At 70.6% G+C, this 17,478-nt stretch carries 13 protein-coding genes; 8 read left to right on the top strand and 5 right to left on the bottom strand.

Annotated features, from left to right (window positions below; translation table 11 throughout):
- Positions 1-210: 210 nt before the first annotated feature.
- The 5 genes from BJY14_RS00435 (at position 211) to BJY14_RS00415 (ending at position 6,360) form a co-directional block, all read left to right on the top strand.
- Positions 211-1,203, top strand: coding sequence for an ABC transporter permease (locus tag BJY14_RS00435; protein ID WP_179841736.1), 993 nt, complete (start codon positions 211-213; stop codon positions 1,201-1,203).
- A 53-nt stretch (positions 1,204-1,256) separates the two neighbouring features.
- Entirely contained in the window at positions 1,257-3,011 is a 1,755-nt protein-coding gene (locus tag BJY14_RS00430; RefSeq protein ID WP_179841735.1) for an ABC transporter substrate-binding protein, read from the top strand.
- Between the two features lie 105 nt (positions 3,012-3,116).
- The gene (locus BJY14_RS00425) at positions 3,117-4,130 is read left to right on the top strand and encodes an ABC transporter permease (RefSeq protein ID WP_179841734.1); all 1,014 of its coding nucleotides are present in this window, start codon (positions 3,117-3,119) and stop codon (positions 4,128-4,130) included.
- A complete protein-coding gene (locus BJY14_RS00420; RefSeq protein WP_179841733.1) occupies positions 4,130-5,197 on the top strand; it encodes an ABC transporter ATP-binding protein in 1,068 nt (355 codons plus the stop codon). Before BJY14_RS00425 ends, BJY14_RS00420 begins: the two co-directional genes overlap by 1 nt.
- Before the next feature lie 23 nt (positions 5,198-5,220).
- The gene (locus tag BJY14_RS00415; RefSeq protein WP_376769988.1) at positions 5,221-6,360 is read left to right on the top strand and encodes an ABC transporter ATP-binding protein; all 1,140 of its coding nucleotides are present in this window, start codon (positions 5,221-5,223) and stop codon (positions 6,358-6,360) included.
- Positions 6,361-6,454: 94 nt separating this feature from the next.
- On the opposite strand, the gene BJY14_RS00410 is transcribed toward BJY14_RS00415, so the two are convergent.
- The 5 genes from BJY14_RS00410 to BJY14_RS00390 form a co-directional block, all read right to left on the bottom strand.
- Positions 6,455-8,956 (bottom strand): ABC transporter permease, encoded by a 2,502-nt coding sequence (locus BJY14_RS00410; protein ID WP_246395738.1) that lies wholly within the window; start codon positions 8,954-8,956, stop codon positions 6,455-6,457.
- Complete coding sequence (locus tag BJY14_RS00405) at positions 8,953-9,780, bottom strand: ABC transporter ATP-binding protein (protein WP_179841732.1); 828 nt, start codon at positions 9,778-9,780, stop codon at positions 8,953-8,955. The genes BJY14_RS00410 and BJY14_RS00405 overlap by 4 nt, the downstream gene beginning before the upstream one ends.
- Before the next feature lie 241 nt (positions 9,781-10,021).
- Positions 10,022-10,702, bottom strand: coding sequence for a response regulator (locus BJY14_RS00400; RefSeq protein ID WP_179841731.1), 681 nt, complete (start codon positions 10,700-10,702; stop codon positions 10,022-10,024).
- Between the two features lie 109 nt (positions 10,703-10,811).
- Positions 10,812-12,035: a sensor histidine kinase gene (locus BJY14_RS00395; protein WP_179841730.1), complete on the bottom strand. Its 1,224-nt coding sequence runs from the start codon at positions 12,033-12,035 to the stop codon at positions 10,812-10,814.
- 96 nt (positions 12,036-12,131) lie between these two features.
- Positions 12,132-13,046, bottom strand: coding sequence for a RecB family exonuclease (locus BJY14_RS00390; protein WP_218905884.1), 915 nt, complete (start codon positions 13,044-13,046; stop codon positions 12,132-12,134).
- Positions 13,047-13,239: 193 nt separating this feature from the next.
- Here BJY14_RS00390 and BJY14_RS00385 point away from each other — a divergent pair, with 193 nt between their 5' ends.
- The 3 genes from BJY14_RS00385 (at position 13,240) to arc (ending at position 17,452) form a co-directional block, all read left to right on the top strand.
- Positions 13,240-14,421, top strand: a complete 1,182-nt coding sequence (locus BJY14_RS00385) for a site-2 protease family protein (RefSeq protein WP_312878885.1) — start codon at positions 13,240-13,242, stop codon at positions 14,419-14,421.
- Between the two features lie 62 nt (positions 14,422-14,483).
- Positions 14,484-15,407, top strand: coding sequence for a tRNA (adenine-N1)-methyltransferase (locus BJY14_RS00380; protein ID WP_179841728.1), 924 nt, complete (start codon positions 14,484-14,486; stop codon positions 15,405-15,407).
- Between the two features lie 281 nt (positions 15,408-15,688).
- Positions 15,689-17,452, top strand: a complete 1,764-nt coding sequence (gene arc, locus BJY14_RS00375) for a proteasome ATPase (RefSeq protein ID WP_179841727.1) — start codon at positions 15,689-15,691, stop codon at positions 17,450-17,452.
- Positions 17,453-17,478 lie beyond the last annotated feature (26 nt).

Below are 17,478 nucleotides of genomic sequence, written 5' to 3'. Positions count from 1 at the left end.
GCGTGTTGCCCAGATGACGACGAGATCACAAGTCAGATACGGGTACTTCCGAAGGACGCTTCACGGATGGACAGTCGTGCCCGAAGGACTACGTTTCCCTTCAGCAAACGCGGCGTAACGGGCGCGGGGGCAGCGGATGATCTCCGCGACCGCCGGTCACTCGCCGGCGGCATGGCCGAACCAGTGGCCGGACGGTAGGAGGTATCGAGCGTGGCCGCACCCATAGAGGTGACCGGGTCCGACAGCGAGGCGCAGCCGGAGGCTGTTCTCGTCGGCGTCGACCGGAAGAAGATCCAGGGACGCTCACTCGGGCAGATCGCCTGGATGCGGCTGAAGCGGGACAAGGTCGCTCTGACCGGCGCGGTCATCGTGTTCGTGCTCATCCTGATCGCGATCTTCGGTCCGTACTTCGTGCAGAACCCGCTGACGTACCACCAGAACCTGATCGACCCGACCTACAACCGGCCGAAGTCCGGGATCTGGCACACGGGCATCAGCGGCGAGCACCTGCTGGGCGTGGAGCCCGGCACCGGCCGCGACCTGCTGGCCCGCATCGTGCACGGAGCCCGGATCTCGCTCCTGGTGTCGTTCCTGGCCACCCTGCTCTCGGTGGTCATCGGGACGGTCATGGGCATCGTGGCCGGCTACTTCGGCGGCTGGGTCGACTACCTGATCAGCCGGGCCATGGACGCCTTCCTGGCCTTCCCGCTGCTGCTGTTCGCGATCGCGCTGGTCGGCGTCGTCTCCGACGGCGCGTTCGGCATGAACGGCAACGGCCTGCGGATCTCGGTGCTGGTCGTGGTCATCGGCTTCTTCAACTGGCCCTACATCGGCCGCATCATCCGCGGCCAGACGCTCTCGCTGCGCGAACGCGAGTTCGTCGACGCCGCGCGCAGCCTGGGCGCCCGCAACTCCTACGTGCTCTTCAAGGAGATCCTGCCGAACCTGGTCGCCCCGATCCTGGTCTACTCGACCCTGCTGATCCCGACCAACATCCTGTTCGAGGCGGCGCTGTCGTTCCTCGGCGTCGGAGTGATCCCGCCGACGCCCTCGTGGGGCGCCATGCTGACGCTCGCGGTTCCGATCTACTCCTCGGACCCCGCGTACATGATCATCCCCGGTATGGCCATCTTCATCACCGTCCTCGCCTTCAACCTCTTCGGTGACGGGCTGCGGGACGCTCTCGACCCTCGGGCCAAGTGACTCGGGTTCAACCGACCCGTCTAATTGAAGGGGTGCGCCTGCACATGAACAAGATGAGACCAATTGCGGTCTTCGCGGCCGGTGTGGTCGCGGCCGCAGGGCTCGCCGCCTGCGGCGGCGGTGAATCCGGAGGCTCGGGGAGCGGCCCCGGGTACAACGCCGGCGTGAACGAGGTCGTCAACAAGTCGGACAAGAAGGGCGGCACGCTCAAGCTGGCCGACTCCGACGACTGGGACTCGCCGGACCCGGGCAACACCTACTACGCGTTCTCCCAGAACTTCGCCCGTCTCTACGGCCGCGGTCTGACCACGGCCAAGGCGGCCGCGGGCAAGGAGAGCCTCGAGATCGTCCCTGACCTGGCCACCGACATGGGCCAGTCCACCGACGGCGGCAAGACCTGGACGTACAAGCTGCGGACCGGCGTCAAGTACGACGACGGCACCACGGTCACGTCCAAGGACGTCAAGTACGCGATCGAGCGCAGCAACTACACCAAGGAACTGCAGCTCGGGCCGAAGTACTTCAAGCAGTACCTCGTCGACAACAAGCCCGCCTACAAGGGCCCGTACGACGACAAGAGCGACGAGGGTCTGAAGTCCATCGAGACCCCCGACGACCAGACGATCGTCTTCCACCTGAACGAGGCGTTCCAGGAATTCGACTACCTGGTCTCGATGTCGCAGTCCATCCCTGTGCCCAAGGCCAAGGACACCGGCACGAAGTACGAGTCCGCGATCGTCTCCAGCGGCCCGTACAAGATCGACAACTACACGCGCGGCAAGTCGATGTCGCTGTCGCGCAACCCGAACTGGAACCAGAGCACCGACCCGCTCCGCAAGGCGCTGCCGGACAAGATCGAGGTCCAGGTCAAGCAGAACGCGGACGACATCGACCAGCGGCAGCTGGCCGGCGCGCTGGACATGGACATCACCGGCGTCGGCGTCCAGGCCGGGACCCAGCCGAAGGTGCTGACCCCCGAGCAGAAGCCGTACGTCGACAACCCCGTCCAGGGCTTCCTGCGGTTCATGTCGCTGAACGTGAACGTCAAGCCGCTGGACAACATCCACTGCCGGACGGCCGTGCAGTACGCGACCGACAAGGTCGCCGCGCAGACCGCCTACGGAGGCCCGCTGGCCGGTGGCGACATCGCCACCACCGTGCTGCCGCCGTCGGTGGACGGGTACACCAAGTTCGACCTGTTCCCCCAGAAGCAGGCCGAGGGCGGTGGCCTCGACCAGGCGACGCTCGCCAAGGCCAAGTCGGAGCTGCAGGCCTGCGGCCAGCCGAACGGCTTCAGCACCAAGATCTCGGCGCGGTCCGACCGGCCGAAGGAAGTCGCGATGGCCGAGGCGATCCAGCAGAGCCTCGCCAAGGTCGGCATCAAGGTCAGCATCGTGCAGTTCCCGGCCGGCGACTACTTCAACAAGTACGTCGGCGTGCCGAAGTACGTCCACGACCACGGCGTCGGCATGATGATCATGGCGTGGGCGGCCGACTGGCCCACCGGCTACGGCTTCCTCTCGCAGATCGTGCACGGTGCGGCGATCAAGCCGTCCGGCGGCAACAACCTCGCCGAGCTCAACGACCCGAAGGTCAACAAGGGTCTCGACGACGCGATCTCCAACGGTGACAAGGCCGCTCGCCTGAAGGCCTACGGTGAGGTCGACAAGGCGGTCATGGCGACCGCCGCCGAGGTCCCGCTGATCTACGCCAAGGCCCTGATGTACCGGCCGAAGCGCGTGACCAACGCGGGCATCACTTACTACTACGGCGGAATGTACGACTACCTCAACATGGGCGTGGAGTGACACTCCGCTTCGTCCGTGCGTCCAGCTGAAGGCAGGTGAAGGCGACGCCCGCCGGCCGGTCCGGGACCCACAGGTCCCGCCGGCCGGCGGGTCGGGCCGAGCATTGTGTTCGCATACATCATCCGGCGCCTCATCGGTGCCGTCGTCATGTTGCTGCTGGTCAGCATGGTGACCTTCGGCATCTTCTTCTGGCTGCCCAAGATCGCCGGACAGACGACCGACCAGATCGCGGCGTCCTACGTGGGCAAGGCGCCGACCGCCGAGGCCATCCAGGACACCAAGGAGCGGCTCGGCCTCGACAAGCCCGTCGTGGTCCAGTACGGCAACTACGTCAAGGCCATCGTCGTCGGCAAGGACTACAAGGCCGGTCCCGTGACCGACCACTGCCCGGCGCCGTGCCTCGGCTACTCGTTCCGTAGCAGCCAGCCCGTGCTGGAGACGCTGGTCGACCGCGCCCCGGCGACCCTGTCGCTGGCCCTCGGCGCCGCCCTGGTCTGGCTCGTGGGCGGCATCGCCACCGGAGTGCTGTCGGCGCTGCGCAGAGGCTCGGTCTGGGACCGGGCGGCGATGATCATCGCGCTGAGCGGCGTGTCGCTGCCCATCTACTTCACCGGCCTGGTCTCGCTCGCGCTGTTCTCCTACACACTCAAGATCTTCCCGGGCGGCGGCAGCTACACCCCGTTCACCTCCAATCCGGTGAGCTGGTTCCAGGCGCTGGTCCTGCCCTGGGTGACGCTCGCGTTCCTGTACGCCGCGATGTACGCGCGGCTCACCAGAGCGGGCATGCTGGAGACGATGAACGAGGACTACATCCGCACCGCCCGCGCCAAGGGCCTGTCGGAGAAGACCGTCGTCACCAAGCACGCGCTGCGCGCCTCGCTGACGCCGATCCTCACCATCTTCGGCCTGGACCTCGGCCTGCTGCTCGGCGGCGCCGTCCTGACGGAGAACACCTTCGGCATCCCGGGGCTGGGCCAGCTGGCGATCAGCTCGATCCGGGGCGGCGACCTGCCCATGGTGCTCGGCGTGACGCTGCTCACGGCGACCTCCATCATCGTGATCAACCTGATCGTCGACATGCTGTACGCGATCGTCGACCCGAGAGTGAGGCTTGGCTGATGACCGGCACCGCGCCCGCCGCGGACACCGCGGGCACCGGCGAGGCCCCGAGCGCGTTCCTCGAGGTCCGCGACCTGAAGATCCACTTCCCGACGGACGACGGCCTGGTCAAGTCCGTCGACGGGCTGTCGTTTCAGCTGGAGCGCGGCCGCACGCTCGGGATCGTGGGCGAGTCGGGCTCCGGCAAGAGCGTGACCAGCCTCGGCATCCTCGGCCTGCACAACCGGCGCAACGCCGACGTGTCCGGGGAGATCTGGCTGGACGGCAAGGAGATCGTCGGCGCCTCGCAGTCCGAGGTGCGCCGGCTCCGCGGCCGCGACATGGCGATGATCTTCCAGGACCCGCTGTCGTCGATGCACCCCTTCTACACGGTCGGCCAGCAGATCGTCGAGGCCTACCGGGTGCACAACGACGTGTCCAAGTCGGTGGCCCGCAAGCACGCCGTTGACATGCTCGGCAAGGTCGGCATCCCCAAGCCGGACAAGCGGGTGGACGACTACCCGCACCAGTTCTCCGGCGGCATGCGGCAGCGCGCGATGATCGCGATGGCGCTGTCCTGCGACCCCGAGCTGCTGATCGCCGACGAGCCGACCACGGCACTGGACGTGACCGTCCAGGCGCAGATCCTGGACCTGATCCGGGACCTGCAGCAGGAGTTCAACTCCGCGGTCATCATGATCACCCACGACCTCGGGGTGGTCGCCGAGCTGTCCGACGACATCCTGGTGATGTACGCGGGGCGCGCGGTGGAGTACGCGTCGGTCGACGACGCCTTCCACCAGCCGCTGCACCCCTACACCTGGGGCCTGCTCGGCTCGATGCCGAGGCTGGACCGGGAGCGCTCGGAGCGGCTGATGCCGATCGAGGGTTCGCCGCCGAGCCTGATCAACGTGCCGTCGGGCTGCGCGTTCCATCCGCGCTGCCCCTACAGTGACCTCAACGGGGACAAGAGCACGACCGAGCGGCCCGAGCTGGTCGAGGCCGAGCCGGGCCACAAGGCGGCGTGCCATCTCCCACTGGAGAAGAAGCGGCAGATCTGGAACGACGAGATCCGGGCGAAGCTGTGACGAGCACGGGTGGGAACGAGACTGTGAACACTACGAAGACCCCGGCCGACGAGACCCGTCCGGCCGCGGAGACCCGCCCCGCGCGGGACGGCGAGCCGCTGCTGGAGGTGGAGAACCTCGGCAAGCACTTCCCCGTCACCGCGGGGCTGCTGCGCCGGCAGGTCGCGGCGGTCAAGGCCGTCGACGGCGTGTCGTTCTCCGTCCGCAAGGGCGAGACGCTCGGGCTGGTGGGCGAGTCGGGCTGCGGCAAGTCCACCACCGGCCGGATGATCATGCGGCTGCTGGACCCGAGCTTCGGCAAGATCACTTTTGAGGGCCAGGACATCACCACGATGTCGCAGGGGCGGCTCCGGCCGCTCCGCCGGGACCTTCAGATGATCTTCCAGGACCCGTACTCGTCGCTGAACCCGCGCAAGACGGTCGGCGCGATCGTCGGGGCGCCCTTCCGGCTGCAGAACCTCGAGGCCAAGCAGGGCGTCAAGAAGGCCGTCCAGGAGATCCTGGAGCTGGTCGGGCTGAACCCCGAGCACTACAACCGCTACCCGCACGAGTTCTCCGGCGGTCAGCGGCAGCGCATCGGCATCGCCCGCACCCTGGCCCTCAAGCCGAAGCTGATCGTCGCGGACGAGCCGGTGTCGGCGCTGGACGTGTCGGTGCAGGCGCAGGTCGTCAACCTGCTGGAGGACCTGCAGAACGAGCTCGACCTCACCTACGTGGTGATCGCGCACGACCTGTCGGTCGTCCGGCACATCTCCGACCGCGTCGCCGTCATGTACCTCGGCAAGATCGTCGAGGTGGCGGACCGGGCGGACCTGTACGAGCGGCCGATGCACCCCTACACCAACGCGCTGCTGTCGGCGGTGCCGATCCCCGACCCGAGCGAGCGCGGGGACCGCAAGCGCATCCGGCTGGAGGGCGACGTGCCGAGCCCGCTCGACCCGCCGCCCGCCTGCCGCTTCCACACCCGCTGCTGGAAGGCGCAGGACATCTGCAAGCAGGTCGAGCCGCCGCTGGTCGAGCTCAGCCCGGGTCACCAGGCGGCCTGCCACTTCCCGGAGAACACCACGGTCAGCGCGACCGACGCGGTCGCCAAGGCCGCGGTGACGCCCGCCGCGCCGACCGCCGACCCGGTCCCGGCCGACGACGCGGAGCCCGTGGAGTAGCGCTGCCAGGCGCGCCTCGCGCGTCTCGCGCATGAGGAAAGGCCCGGCCCCCGCGAGGGGGACCGGGCCTTTCCTCATGGCCGCGAGGTCTGGGCTACTCGGTGGAGATGGCCTTGAGGACGTCCATCCGGCCCGCGCGCCACGCCGGCCAGAGGGCCGCCAGCACACCGATGACCGCGGCGACCACCAGGTAGATCCCCAGGGTCGCGTACGGGACGGCGAGGACCCCGAGGCCCTTGTCGGCGAGGGCGTTCTGCAGGGCCGCGCCGAACGCCACCCCGATGCCCATGCCGAGCACGGCGCCGAAGACCGCGATCATGATGGACTCCAGCCGGATCATGCGGCGCAGCTGCCGCCGGGAGATCCCGATCGCGCGCAGCAGCCCGATCTCCCGGGTCCGCTCGATCACCGAAAGCGCCAGGGTGTTGATCACCCCGACGGCCGCGATGATGACGGACATCACCAGCAGGATCGTCAGGAACGTCACGAGCCCGTCGACCTGCTTGCGGGCGTCGGCCTTCAGCGACGCCTGGTCGGACACCTTGAGGTTCGGGTAGTCCTTCAGCGCCGACTCCAGCGCGCCCTTCGTCGCCGCCGACGGCGCGGAGGCGTCCACCACGACCGAGGTCACGGCCGGCTTCAGCGTGTGCCGCAGGTGCGCCTGCTGGGAGATGAGGCGGGGACCGATCAGATCGCTCTTGGCGTACACGCCCGCCAGCGTCAGCCGCTCGGTCCGCCCGTCGGTGAACTGCACCGGGACCACGGCCCCGACCTTCCATCCGCGGGCCTTGGCGGTGCCCTCGTCCACCATGATCCCGGCGTCGCCGATGTCGCTGCCACCGGAGGTGATCTTCAGCTTGGCGGCCTTGGCGATCACCGCCGCGTCGCCGGACATGTACCAGGCCTTCTTGCCGGCGATCCTGGCGTCGCCCTCGTAGGTGGGGGACGCGGCGGCGACCCCGGGGGTCGCCCGGACCTTCTGCGCGGCGTCGGCGCTGACGGCGCCCGCGCCCTGCACCTCGACGAGGTAGTCGGCGCCGAACTGCGCGTCGACCTGCTCGTCGATCGAGGCCCGCATGGTCGCGCCCAGCACGTTGACCGTGGTGATCAGCGCCAGCCCGATCATCAGCGCGGCGGCCGTCGCGGCGGTGCGGCGCGGGTTGCGCAGCGCGTTCTGCCGCGCGAGGCGCCCGGGGGAGCCCATCAGCCGCGCGAACGGGGCCCCGAGCACCTTCATCACCGGGACGCTGATCACCGGGGCGAGCATGGCGACGCCGATGAAGACCGCGAACGCGCCCACGCCCACCGGGACCGCCGGGTTGCCGCCGGCCCCGGCGAGGCCGGCGCCGATGAGGCCCGCGCCCACGAGGGTGAGCAGGGAGCCGAGCGCGATCCGGATCCGCAGCGACCGCTGCGGCAGCGCGACGTCGTCGCGCATCGCCGCCACCGGCGGGATCTTCGCGGCGCGGCGGGCCGGGAAGTAGGCCGACACGACCGTCACCACGATGCCCACCGCGTACGACCAGATCACCGGGGTCGCGGTGAAGGTCAGCCCGCCCTGCCCGGCGTCGCCCATCTGGCTCTGCAGCAGGGACGCCAGGCCCGCGCCGGCCGCGAGGCCGAGGGTGGAGCCGACCACACCGACCGCGACGGCCTCGCCGATCACCGCCCGCGTCACCTGGCCGCGGGCGGCGCCGATGGCGCGCAGCAGCGCCAGCTCGCGGGTCCGCTGCGCGACCAGCATCGAGAACGTGTTGAAGATGATGAACGACCCGACGAAGATCGAGATGAGCGCGAACACGAGGAGGAACGTGCGGAAGAAGCTCATCATCGTGGCGATGTCGCTCTTGGACTCCTCGCGGAGCTTCTCGCCGGTGACGGCCTCCAGGTTCTGCGGCAGCGCCTTGGCGACCCGGTCGCGCAGCTCGGCCTGGGACGGGCCGGTGGAGCCCATCTCGATGTCGCTGAAGTAGCCGGGCTTCAGCATCAGCCGCTGCGCGGTCGGGGTGTCGAACCCGGTGAGGGTCGCGCCCATCAGGTTCCCCGCGTCGACCAGCCCGACGATCCGCATGCGGACGGGCGGGCCGGCGGTGATGACCCGGGTGGTGTCGCCGACCGCGAGCTTGCCCTTCTCCGCGGTCTTGGCGTCGATGACGACCTCGTCCGGCCCCCGCGGGGCGCGGCCCGACGCCAGGTCGTAGGTCCCGCCCGTCGACCAGTTCGTTCCGAACTGCGGCGGGCCGTCCTGGGCCGTCCCGACGATCTTCCCGTCCTTGCCGACGACGGCGGCGTACCCGTTGACGTTGCCCTTGGGGTCCTTGACGCCGTCGATGCCCTGCAGGGTCTTCAGCACGGTCGCCGGCACCGGCTGCGCCGCCATCCCGTCGTCGTCGCCCTCGACGACCTTCTTGGCCCGCACGTCGACGGCCACGTTCGTGCCGATCCGGCTGAACAGCTCGTCGAACTGCTTGTTCATGCTGTCGGTGAAGATCAGCGTGCCGGCCACGAACGCGACGCCGAGGATCACCGCGACGGCCGTCAGCACCAGCCTGATCTTGTGCGCCGCGAGGTTGCGGAGCGTGACCTTGCCCATCATCGCGCCGACACCCCGGATCCGGCCGCGTCCGCGGGACGGGTGTCGTGGCCGCCGGCGTCGAAGCCCTTCATGCGCTCCAGCACCCGCTCGGCGGTCGGCTCGGTCATGGTGTCGACGATCTGCCCGTCGGACAGGAACAGCACCTGGTCGGCGTACGCGGCCGCGGACGGGTCGTGGGTGACCATCACGATGGTCTGCCCCATCCGCCGCACCGAGTCGCGCAGGAAGCCGAGGACCTCGGCGCCCGAGCGCGAGTCCAGGTTCCCGGTCGGCTCGTCCGCGAAGATGATCTCCGGTCGGGACGCCAGGGCGCGGGCGCACGCCACCCGCTGCTGCTGCCCGCCCGACAGCTCGGTGGGACGGTGCTTGAGCCGCGGCCGCAGCCCCACCGTGTCGATCACCGAGTCCAGCCACTCCCGGTCGGGCCTGCGGCCCGCGATGTCCATCGGCAGCGTGATGTTCTCCAGCGCGGTCAGGGTCGGCACCAGGTTGAACGCCTGGAAGATGAAGCCGATCTTGTCGCGGCGCAGCCGGGTGAGCTGCTTGTCCTTGAGCCGGGTCAGATCGGTGTCCCCGATGAAGACCGCCCCGGAGTCCACCGAGTCCAGCCCCGCCATGCAGTGCATCAGGGTGGACTTGCCGGATCCGGAGGGGCCCATGATCGCGGTGAACCGGCCGCGGGGAATGCCGACGGTGACCGTGTCGAGCGCGACGACCTGGGCGTCGCCGCGCCCGTACACCTTCGCGATCTGCTGGGTTCGAGCGGCGAAGTCGCCCGCCCCGGGCGCGGGCGCGCCGGCGGTCGATGGGGCGGTGTTCGTCACGTGTACTCCCGTGGGTGAGTGAGCAGGAATGCGTCCGGACCGCGTCGTGCCCCCGGCGATCCGACTCCCAAAACCCTAGAAGTCGAACAAACCGGTTTCCTGGACCCCAGGAACGGACTTGCCCGTCCACCCACGGCAGGAGAAGCCCGCCCTCCGTCGTCCTACCGGAGTAGGCCTCCGATGCCGAAAGCCAGGGGGGCCTCAGGGACCGACCCTGAGGCCGGCCCCCCGGCCCCGCGCGTCAGCTCTGGCCGGGCCTGCTCAGCCCCGTCTCGTACGCGTACACCACGGCCTGCACGCGGTCCCGCAGGCCGAGCTTGGCCAGGACGTTGCCCACGTGCGTCTTCACCGTCGTCTCGCTCACCACGAGCTCCGCCGCGATCTCGGCGTTGGACTGGCCGCGGGCCACGTGCGACAGCACCTCGCGCTCCCGCTGGGTCAGGGTGTCCAGCCCCGGCGGGGGCGCCGCGTCCCGCACGGCGGGCAGCCGGTTGGCGAACTTGTCCAGCAGGCGCCGCGTCACCGACGGCGCCACGATCGCGTCGCCCTCCGCCACGATCCGGATCGCCTGCACCAGGTCCTCGGGCGGGGAGTCCTTGAGCAGGAACCCGCTGGCGCCCGCCCGGACCGCCTCGATGACGTACTCGTCCAGGTCGAACGTCGTCAGGATCAGCACCCTGGGGTCGTGCGAGGCCGCGCCCTCCCGGATGATCCGGCGGGTCGCCTCGATGCCGTCCACCCCCGGCATCCGGATGTCCATCAGCACCACGTCCGGCAGCAGCGACCGGGTCAGCTCCACCGCCGCCGCGCCGTCCCCGGCCTCCCCGACGACGGCGAGGTCGGCCTCCGCCTCCAGGATGAGCCGGAACCCCGTCCGCAGCAGCGGCTGGTCGTCGACGAGCAGCACCCGCACCGTGGTCATCGGGCCGCCACCGCCGGCCGCCGTCCCGGACCGTTCATCGTCGCGCTCCTCGCCTCACCGTGACCGCCGCGTCCGCGGCGCTCCTGCCCAACCTACGGCCTCGCGCGGCTCACGGCTCCAGCGGGAACCGGGCCCGCACGCCGAACCCGCCGCCGACCCTCGGCCCGATCTTCAACTCGCCACCGTACAGCGCGACCCGCTCGTACATGCCGACCAGACCGTGCCCGGGATTGTCCCCGTTGTCGGCCATGAACGTCGCCGTCCCGCGCCCGTCGTCCTCGATCTCCACCGTCAGGTCGCTGTCGCCGTAGTAGAGCCGCACCCAGGCCCGCGCCTGCGGCCCCGCGTGCTTCAGCGTGTTCGTCAGCGCCTCCTGGATCAGCCGGAACGCCGCCACGTCCACGCCCGGGGACGGCGGCCGCGCCTCGCCCTCCATCCACAGCTGCACCGACAGGCCCGTCTCCCGGACGTGCTCCAGCAGCTCGCCGAGGTCGCCGAGGCCCGGCTGCGGCGCCAGCTCCCGGCCCGCCCGCTCGGGATCGCGGTCCGTGCGCAGCACGCCGACGATCCGCCGCATCTCGCTCAGCGCGGTCCGCCCGACCTCCTCGATCGTCGACATCGCCTCGCGTGCGCTGCCGGGGTCCCGGTCGATGATCCGCCGCGCGGCGCCCGCCTGCACGGTCATGACGCTCACGTGGTGCGCCACGACGTCGTGCAGCTCCCGCGCGATCCTGGACCGCTCCTCGACCCGCGCGGCCCGCGCGTCGGTGCCGCGGGCACGCTCCAGCCGCGCCGCCCGGTCCTCCAGCTCGGCGAAGTACGCCCGGCGCAGCCGCAGGTTGCGGCCCAGCACCCACACGCCGATCACCAGCGCGCAGTCGGTGATCAGCACCTCCGGCGCCACCGACAGCGGCAGCACCAGCAGGTAGGCGAGGAAGTAGACGAACGCCGTCACGCCGCCGAGCGCGCTCTGCGCCAGCCCCCGGTGCGCCGCCACGCTGTAGACGGCCACCAGGAACGCCACGACGTCCGGCAGCGACGGCGGATAGTGCGCCACCGCCATCACGACCTCGCCGCCGATGATGAACAGCAGCACCGGCATCGGGTGGCGGCGGCGCCAGGCCAGCGCCATCGTCACGGCGGTGACCAGCAGCCCGTCCCAGACGTCCGGCGTCCGGAAATGGTCGTAGCCGTCGCCGGTGGGCAGCTCCTCCAGGAAGAGCTGCGGCAGCCCCACCGCCAGCACGCCGAGCGCGAGCAACGCGTCGGCCGCCATCGGGCGCGCGTGCAGCCAGGCGCGGACGGCGTGGAGACCACGGATGCGGGGTGACACGACAATCACCCTAGGAGGCCGCGGCAGGTCCTGAGCCCTCCTGAACGCGGATCCGCGGTCCTCCCCAAGGATGACCCGGCCGCTCCGGGGGCACTACTAGAGATCGTCGTGCTCCCGGGCAGCGACCCCCGCGCGCGCGTCCGCGCGCCGTGCCTCCTCCAGATCGGCGGGGGAGGGGCGGTTCACCGGCGCCGCGGGCAGCGGCGGGGGAGTGCCGCCGAACTCCGGGCAGCGCTCCTTGTGGTCGCACCAGTCGCACAGCCGCCCCGCGCGCGCCCGCCACTCGCCGGTCTCCATCGCCCGCCGGATCGCCTGCCACAGCGCCTCCACCTTGCGCTGCGTGGCGCGCAGGTCGGCCTCGTCCGGCTCGTAGCGCAGGATCTCGCCGTTGCCCAGGTACATCAGCTGTAGCAGCCGCGGCACCCGGCCGCGCAGCCGCCACAGCACCAGCGCGTAGAACTTCATCTGGAACAGGGCCCGCGCCTCGAAGTCGGCCCGCGGGGCCGTCCCGGTCTTGTAGTCCACGATCCGCACGTCGCCGCTGGGCGCCACGTCGACGCGGTCGATGTACCCGCGCAGCTTCAGTCCGGAGTCGAGCACCGTCTCCACGAACAGCTCGCGCTCGGCCGGCTCCAGCCGGCGCGGGTCCTCGAGGGTGAAGTAGCGCTCGACCATCCGCCGCGCCTGCGCCAGCCACTCGGCGTGCTCGGCCTCGCCGTCGGCGCCGTCCTCGAAGAGCTCGGCCAGCTCCGGCTCCTCCTCCAGCAGCCGGTCCCACTCCGGCGCCAGCATCTCCAGCGCCGCCGCCGGCGTGCGCGCCCCGGTCGGCAGGTCGAACAGCCGCTCCAGCACCGCGTGCACCAGCGTTCCCCGCACGGCCGCGGCGCTCGGCCGCTCCGGGATCCGGTCGATCACCCGGAACCGGTACAGCAGCGGGCACGTCATGAAATCGCCCGCCCGCGACGGCGACAACGACCCGACCACCACCGCCGCGTCCCCCGCCTCCGGCATGCGCGCGGGCGGCACGGACGCCCCGCCCGCCGCGTCGGTGCCGCCCGCCTCGATACCACCGGCCTCGGTGCTGCCCGCCTCGGTCGTCGTCATGGCACAGCAGCGTAGGTGACACCCCCGACGGAAATCCCGCACCGCCGCCGCGCGCCCGGCGGAGGACCGGCACCCCCGCCGGGGCCGTAGCATCAGGGGCGTGACACACAGCGCGCCCCCGACCGAGGACAGGACCCCGGCCGGCGGCCGCGGTCCCGACGACGACCGCCCCGCACGCCCCGGCCTGCTCATGGGCCGCCTGTTCGGCGTGCCCGTCTACGTCTCGCCCAGCTGGTTCCTGGTCGCGGTCCTCGTCACCGTCATGTTCGAGGGCCAGGTCGACGGCGTCGTCAGCCGGCCGCTGAGCTACCTCGTCGCCTTCACCTACGCCGTCCTGCTCTACGGCTCGGTGTTCGTCCACGAGCTGAGCCACGCCGTCACCGCGCGCGTCTTCGGCCTTCCCGTGCGCTCGGTCACCCTGCACATCCTCGGCGGGGAGACCTCCATCGAGCGCGAGGCCCCCACCCCCGGCCGCGAGTTCCTCATCGCGTTCGCCGGGCCGCTGGTGAACCTCGTCCTCGCCGGGATCGGCCTGTTCGTCCACGCCTTCCTCCCCCTGCCGGACGTCGCGCTGCTGCTCGTCGAGGCCCTGACCTTCGCCAACCTCCTGGTCGGGCTGTTCAACCTGCTGCCCGGCCTCCCGCTGGACGGCGGCCGCCTCGTGCGCGCCGTCGTCTGGAAGGTCACCGGACGCAGCCGCAGCGGCGGCGTCTTCGCCGGCTGGGTGGGCCGCGGCGTCGCCATCGCCTGCCTCGTCGCCGGCGCCTACCTGGCCACCTACAACACCGGCGAGGGCGGCGGCATCGGCTGGCTCGCCCTGCTCTGGTCGGCCCTGGTCGCCTCCTTCATCTGGGTCGGCGCCACCCAGTCCATCCGCGCCGAGCGCGTCCGCGACCGCATCCCGCTGCTGTCCGCGCGCCGCCTCGCCCGCCGCGCCACCCTCGTCACCGCGGACATCCCGCTCGCCGAGGCCGTCCGCCGCGCCCGCGAGGACCACGCGGGCGCCATCGTCATCGCCGACCACGACGGCAGGCCCCTCGGCCTCGTCAGCGAGAAGGCCGTCACCGCGACCCCCGAGCACCGGCGCCCCTGGGTCAGCGCGGGCGACCTGTCGCGGGGCATCGGCGACGGCCTCACCCTGCCCGCCGACCTGTCCGGCGAGGAGCTCGTCGAGGCGCTGCGGCGCGCCCCCGCCTCGGAGTACCTGCTCGTGGAGCCCGACGGAGGCGTCTACGGCGTCCTCGCGGTCGCCGACGTCGACCGCGCCTTCGCCGGCATCTGACCGCGCCCGCGGGCCGTCGCGGCGGCCCGACCTGCCCGCGCGCGCCGCTAGCCTTGAGTTCCATGAGCGAACCCCGACCCGACGGCCCCGCCCCCTCGCCCGGCCGCATCCCGCACGGCCCGTTCCGCCCCGGCGACCAGGTTCAGCTCACCGACCCCAAGGGCCGGATCAACACCATCACCCTCCAGCCCGGCAAGGTCTACCACTCGCACAAGGGCTCGGTGCCCCACGACGAGATGATCGGCAGCCCCGAGGGCAGCGTCTTCCGCTCCAGCGGCGGCACCGAGTACCTGGCCTTCCGCCCGCTGCTCGCCGACTTCACCCTGCGCATGCCGCGCGGCGCCGCCGTCGTCTACCCCAAGGACGCCGCCCAGATCATCGCGATGGCCGACATCTTCCCGGGCGCCCGCGTGGTCGAGGCCGGCGCCGGGTCCGGGGCCCTCAGCTGCTTCCTGCTGCGCGCCGTCGGCGAGCACGGCCTCGTCTCCTCCTACGAGCGCCGGCCCGACTTCGCCGACATCGCCCGCGCCAACGTCGAGAAGTTCTTCGGCGGGCCCCACCCCGCCTGGCGCCTCACCGTCGGCTCCCTGGAGGACGCCCTCGCCGAGACCGACGTCGACCGCGTCGTCCTCGACATGCTCGCGCCCTGGGAGACCCTCGACGCCGTCGCCAAGGCCCTCGTGCCCGGCGGCATGGTCTGCGCCTACATCGCCACCACCACCCAGATGTCGCGGGTCGTCGAGGACCTGCGCTCGCACGGCCGGTTCGCCGAGCCCTACGCCTTCGAGACGATGCTGCGCTCCTGGCACGTCGACGGGCTCGCCGTCCGACCCGACCACCGCATGGTCGGCCACACCGGCTTCCTCGTCACCGCGCGCCGCCTCGCCGACGGGGTGACCCCGCCCGCCCGGCGCCGCCGTCCCGCGAAGGGCGCCCACCCCGCGCCCGGCGACGCCGCGCCCCCGCCCAGCGGTGCCGAGTCCTGACCTCTCTCGAGGCCGGGACGCTGAAACGCAACCTAGATCACATTCTGTCCGAGCCCCTTCACCGGACTCGGCAAACGCCGTGCCACGACACGCCCGGGACCTCGAACCCGCAGGTCCGGGCGTCGTAAGCCCACACCCCGCGTCGCCTCCACGGCGCCCCTGCCAACCCTCCCGGAAGACCCCCGCACGACACGAACACCGAATGGGCAGGTTACGGAAGCCCTCCAGATAGGTAGGGTCTCAGTAGGTCGTCGGCTCTCTTCGTGAGGAGGTGGCGGGGCGTGGCCGCTCGTGACGATGCTGGGGCGCGCAGGGCGCAGCACGAAAAGGAGGTCAGGGACCTTCAGACGCAGATCTCCTTCCTGGAGGAAGAGATCTCCGTGCTGCGCCGGAAGCTCGCGGAATCCCCGCGCCAAGTACGTGTGCTGGAAGAACGCCTCCATGAGGCGCAGGCCAACCTGGCCGCCGTAACCGGTCAGAACGAGCGTCTCGTAGCGACCCTCAAAGAGGCTCGCGAACAGATCGTGGCGCTCAAGGAGGAGGTCGACAGGCTCGCACAACCACCGTCCGGCTTCGGCGTCTTCCTGGACGCGCGAGACGACGGAACGGTCGACATCTTCACCGGCGGGCGCAAGCTGCGCGTGAACGTCAGCCCGGCCGTCGACGTCGACGAACTGCAGCGCGGCCAGGAGGTCATGCTCAACGAGGCCCTCAACGTCGTCGAGGCGCTGAGGTTCGAGGAGCAGGGCGAGGTCGTCATGCTCAAGGAGCTCTTCGACGACGGCGAGCGCGCCCTGGTCATCGCGCACGCCGACGAGGAGCGCGTCGTCAAGCTCGCCGAGCCGCTGCGCGGCGTCCCGCTGCGGGCGGGCGACTCCCTGATGCTCGAGCCGAGGTCCGGCTACGCCTACGAGAAGATCCACAAGGCGGAGGTCGAGGAGCTCGTCCTCGAAGAGGTCCCCGACATCTCCTACAACGAGATCGGCGGCCTCGGATCGCAGATCGAGATGATCCGCGACGCGGTGGAGCTGCCCTACCTGCATGCCGACCTGTTCCGCGAGCACCAGCTGCGGCCGCCCAAGGGCGTGCTGCTCTACGGTCCGCCCGGCTGCGGCAAGACGCTCATCGCCAAGGCCGTCGCGAACTCGCTCGCCAAGCAGGTCGCAGAGAAGACCGGCCAGGAGGGCAAGAGCTTCTTCCTCAACATCAAGGGCCCCGAGCTGCTGAACAAGTACGTCGGCGAGACCGAGCGGCACATCCGCCTGGTCTTCCAGCGGGCCCGCGAGAAGGCGTCCGCCGGGACGCCGGTCATCGTGTTCTTCGACGAGATGGACTCCATCTTCCGCACCCGCGGGTCGGGGGTCTCCTCCGACGTCGAGAACACCATCGTCCCTCAGCTGCTCAGCGAGATCGACGGCGTCGAGGGCCTGGAGAACGTCATCGTGATCGGCGCGTCCAACCGCGAGGACATGATCGACCCCGCGATCCTGCGGCCCGGCCGGCTGGACGTCAAGATCAAGATCGAGCGGCCGGACGCCGAGGCCGCCAAGGACATCTTCTCCAAGTACATCCTGGACGGACTGCCGCTGCACCCCGACGACGTCAAGGAGCACGGCGGCTCCACCGAGGCGACCGTCGAGGCGATGATCCAGCGCACCGTCGAGCGCATGTACACCGAGAGCGAGGAGAACCGCTTCCTGGAGGTCACCTACGCCAACGGGGACAAGGAAGTCCTGTTCTTCAAGGACTTCAACTCCGGCGCGATGATCCAGAACATCGTCGACCGCGCCAAGAAGATGGCCATCAAGCAGTTCCTCGACACCGGCCAGAAGGGCATGCGGGTCAACCACCTGCTGGCCGCCTGCGTCGACGAGTTCAGCGAGAACGAGGACCTGCCCAACACCACCAACCCCGACGACTGGGCCCGCATCTCCGGCAAGAAGGGCGAGCGGATCGTCTACATCCGCACGCTGGTCTCCGGGACCAAGGGCTCCGAGGCCGGACGCTCCATCGACACCGTCGCCAACACCGGCCAGTACCTGTAGCCCCCGACCCTGACGCACACGCGCGG

It is taken from the genome of Actinomadura luteofluorescens, assembly GCF_013409365.1.
Taxonomy (GTDB): Bacteria; Actinomycetota; Actinomycetes; order Streptosporangiales; family Streptosporangiaceae; genus Spirillospora; species Spirillospora luteofluorescens.
Note: the sequence above shows the minus strand (reverse complement) of the source record. Positions and strands in the feature narration are given on the sequence as shown.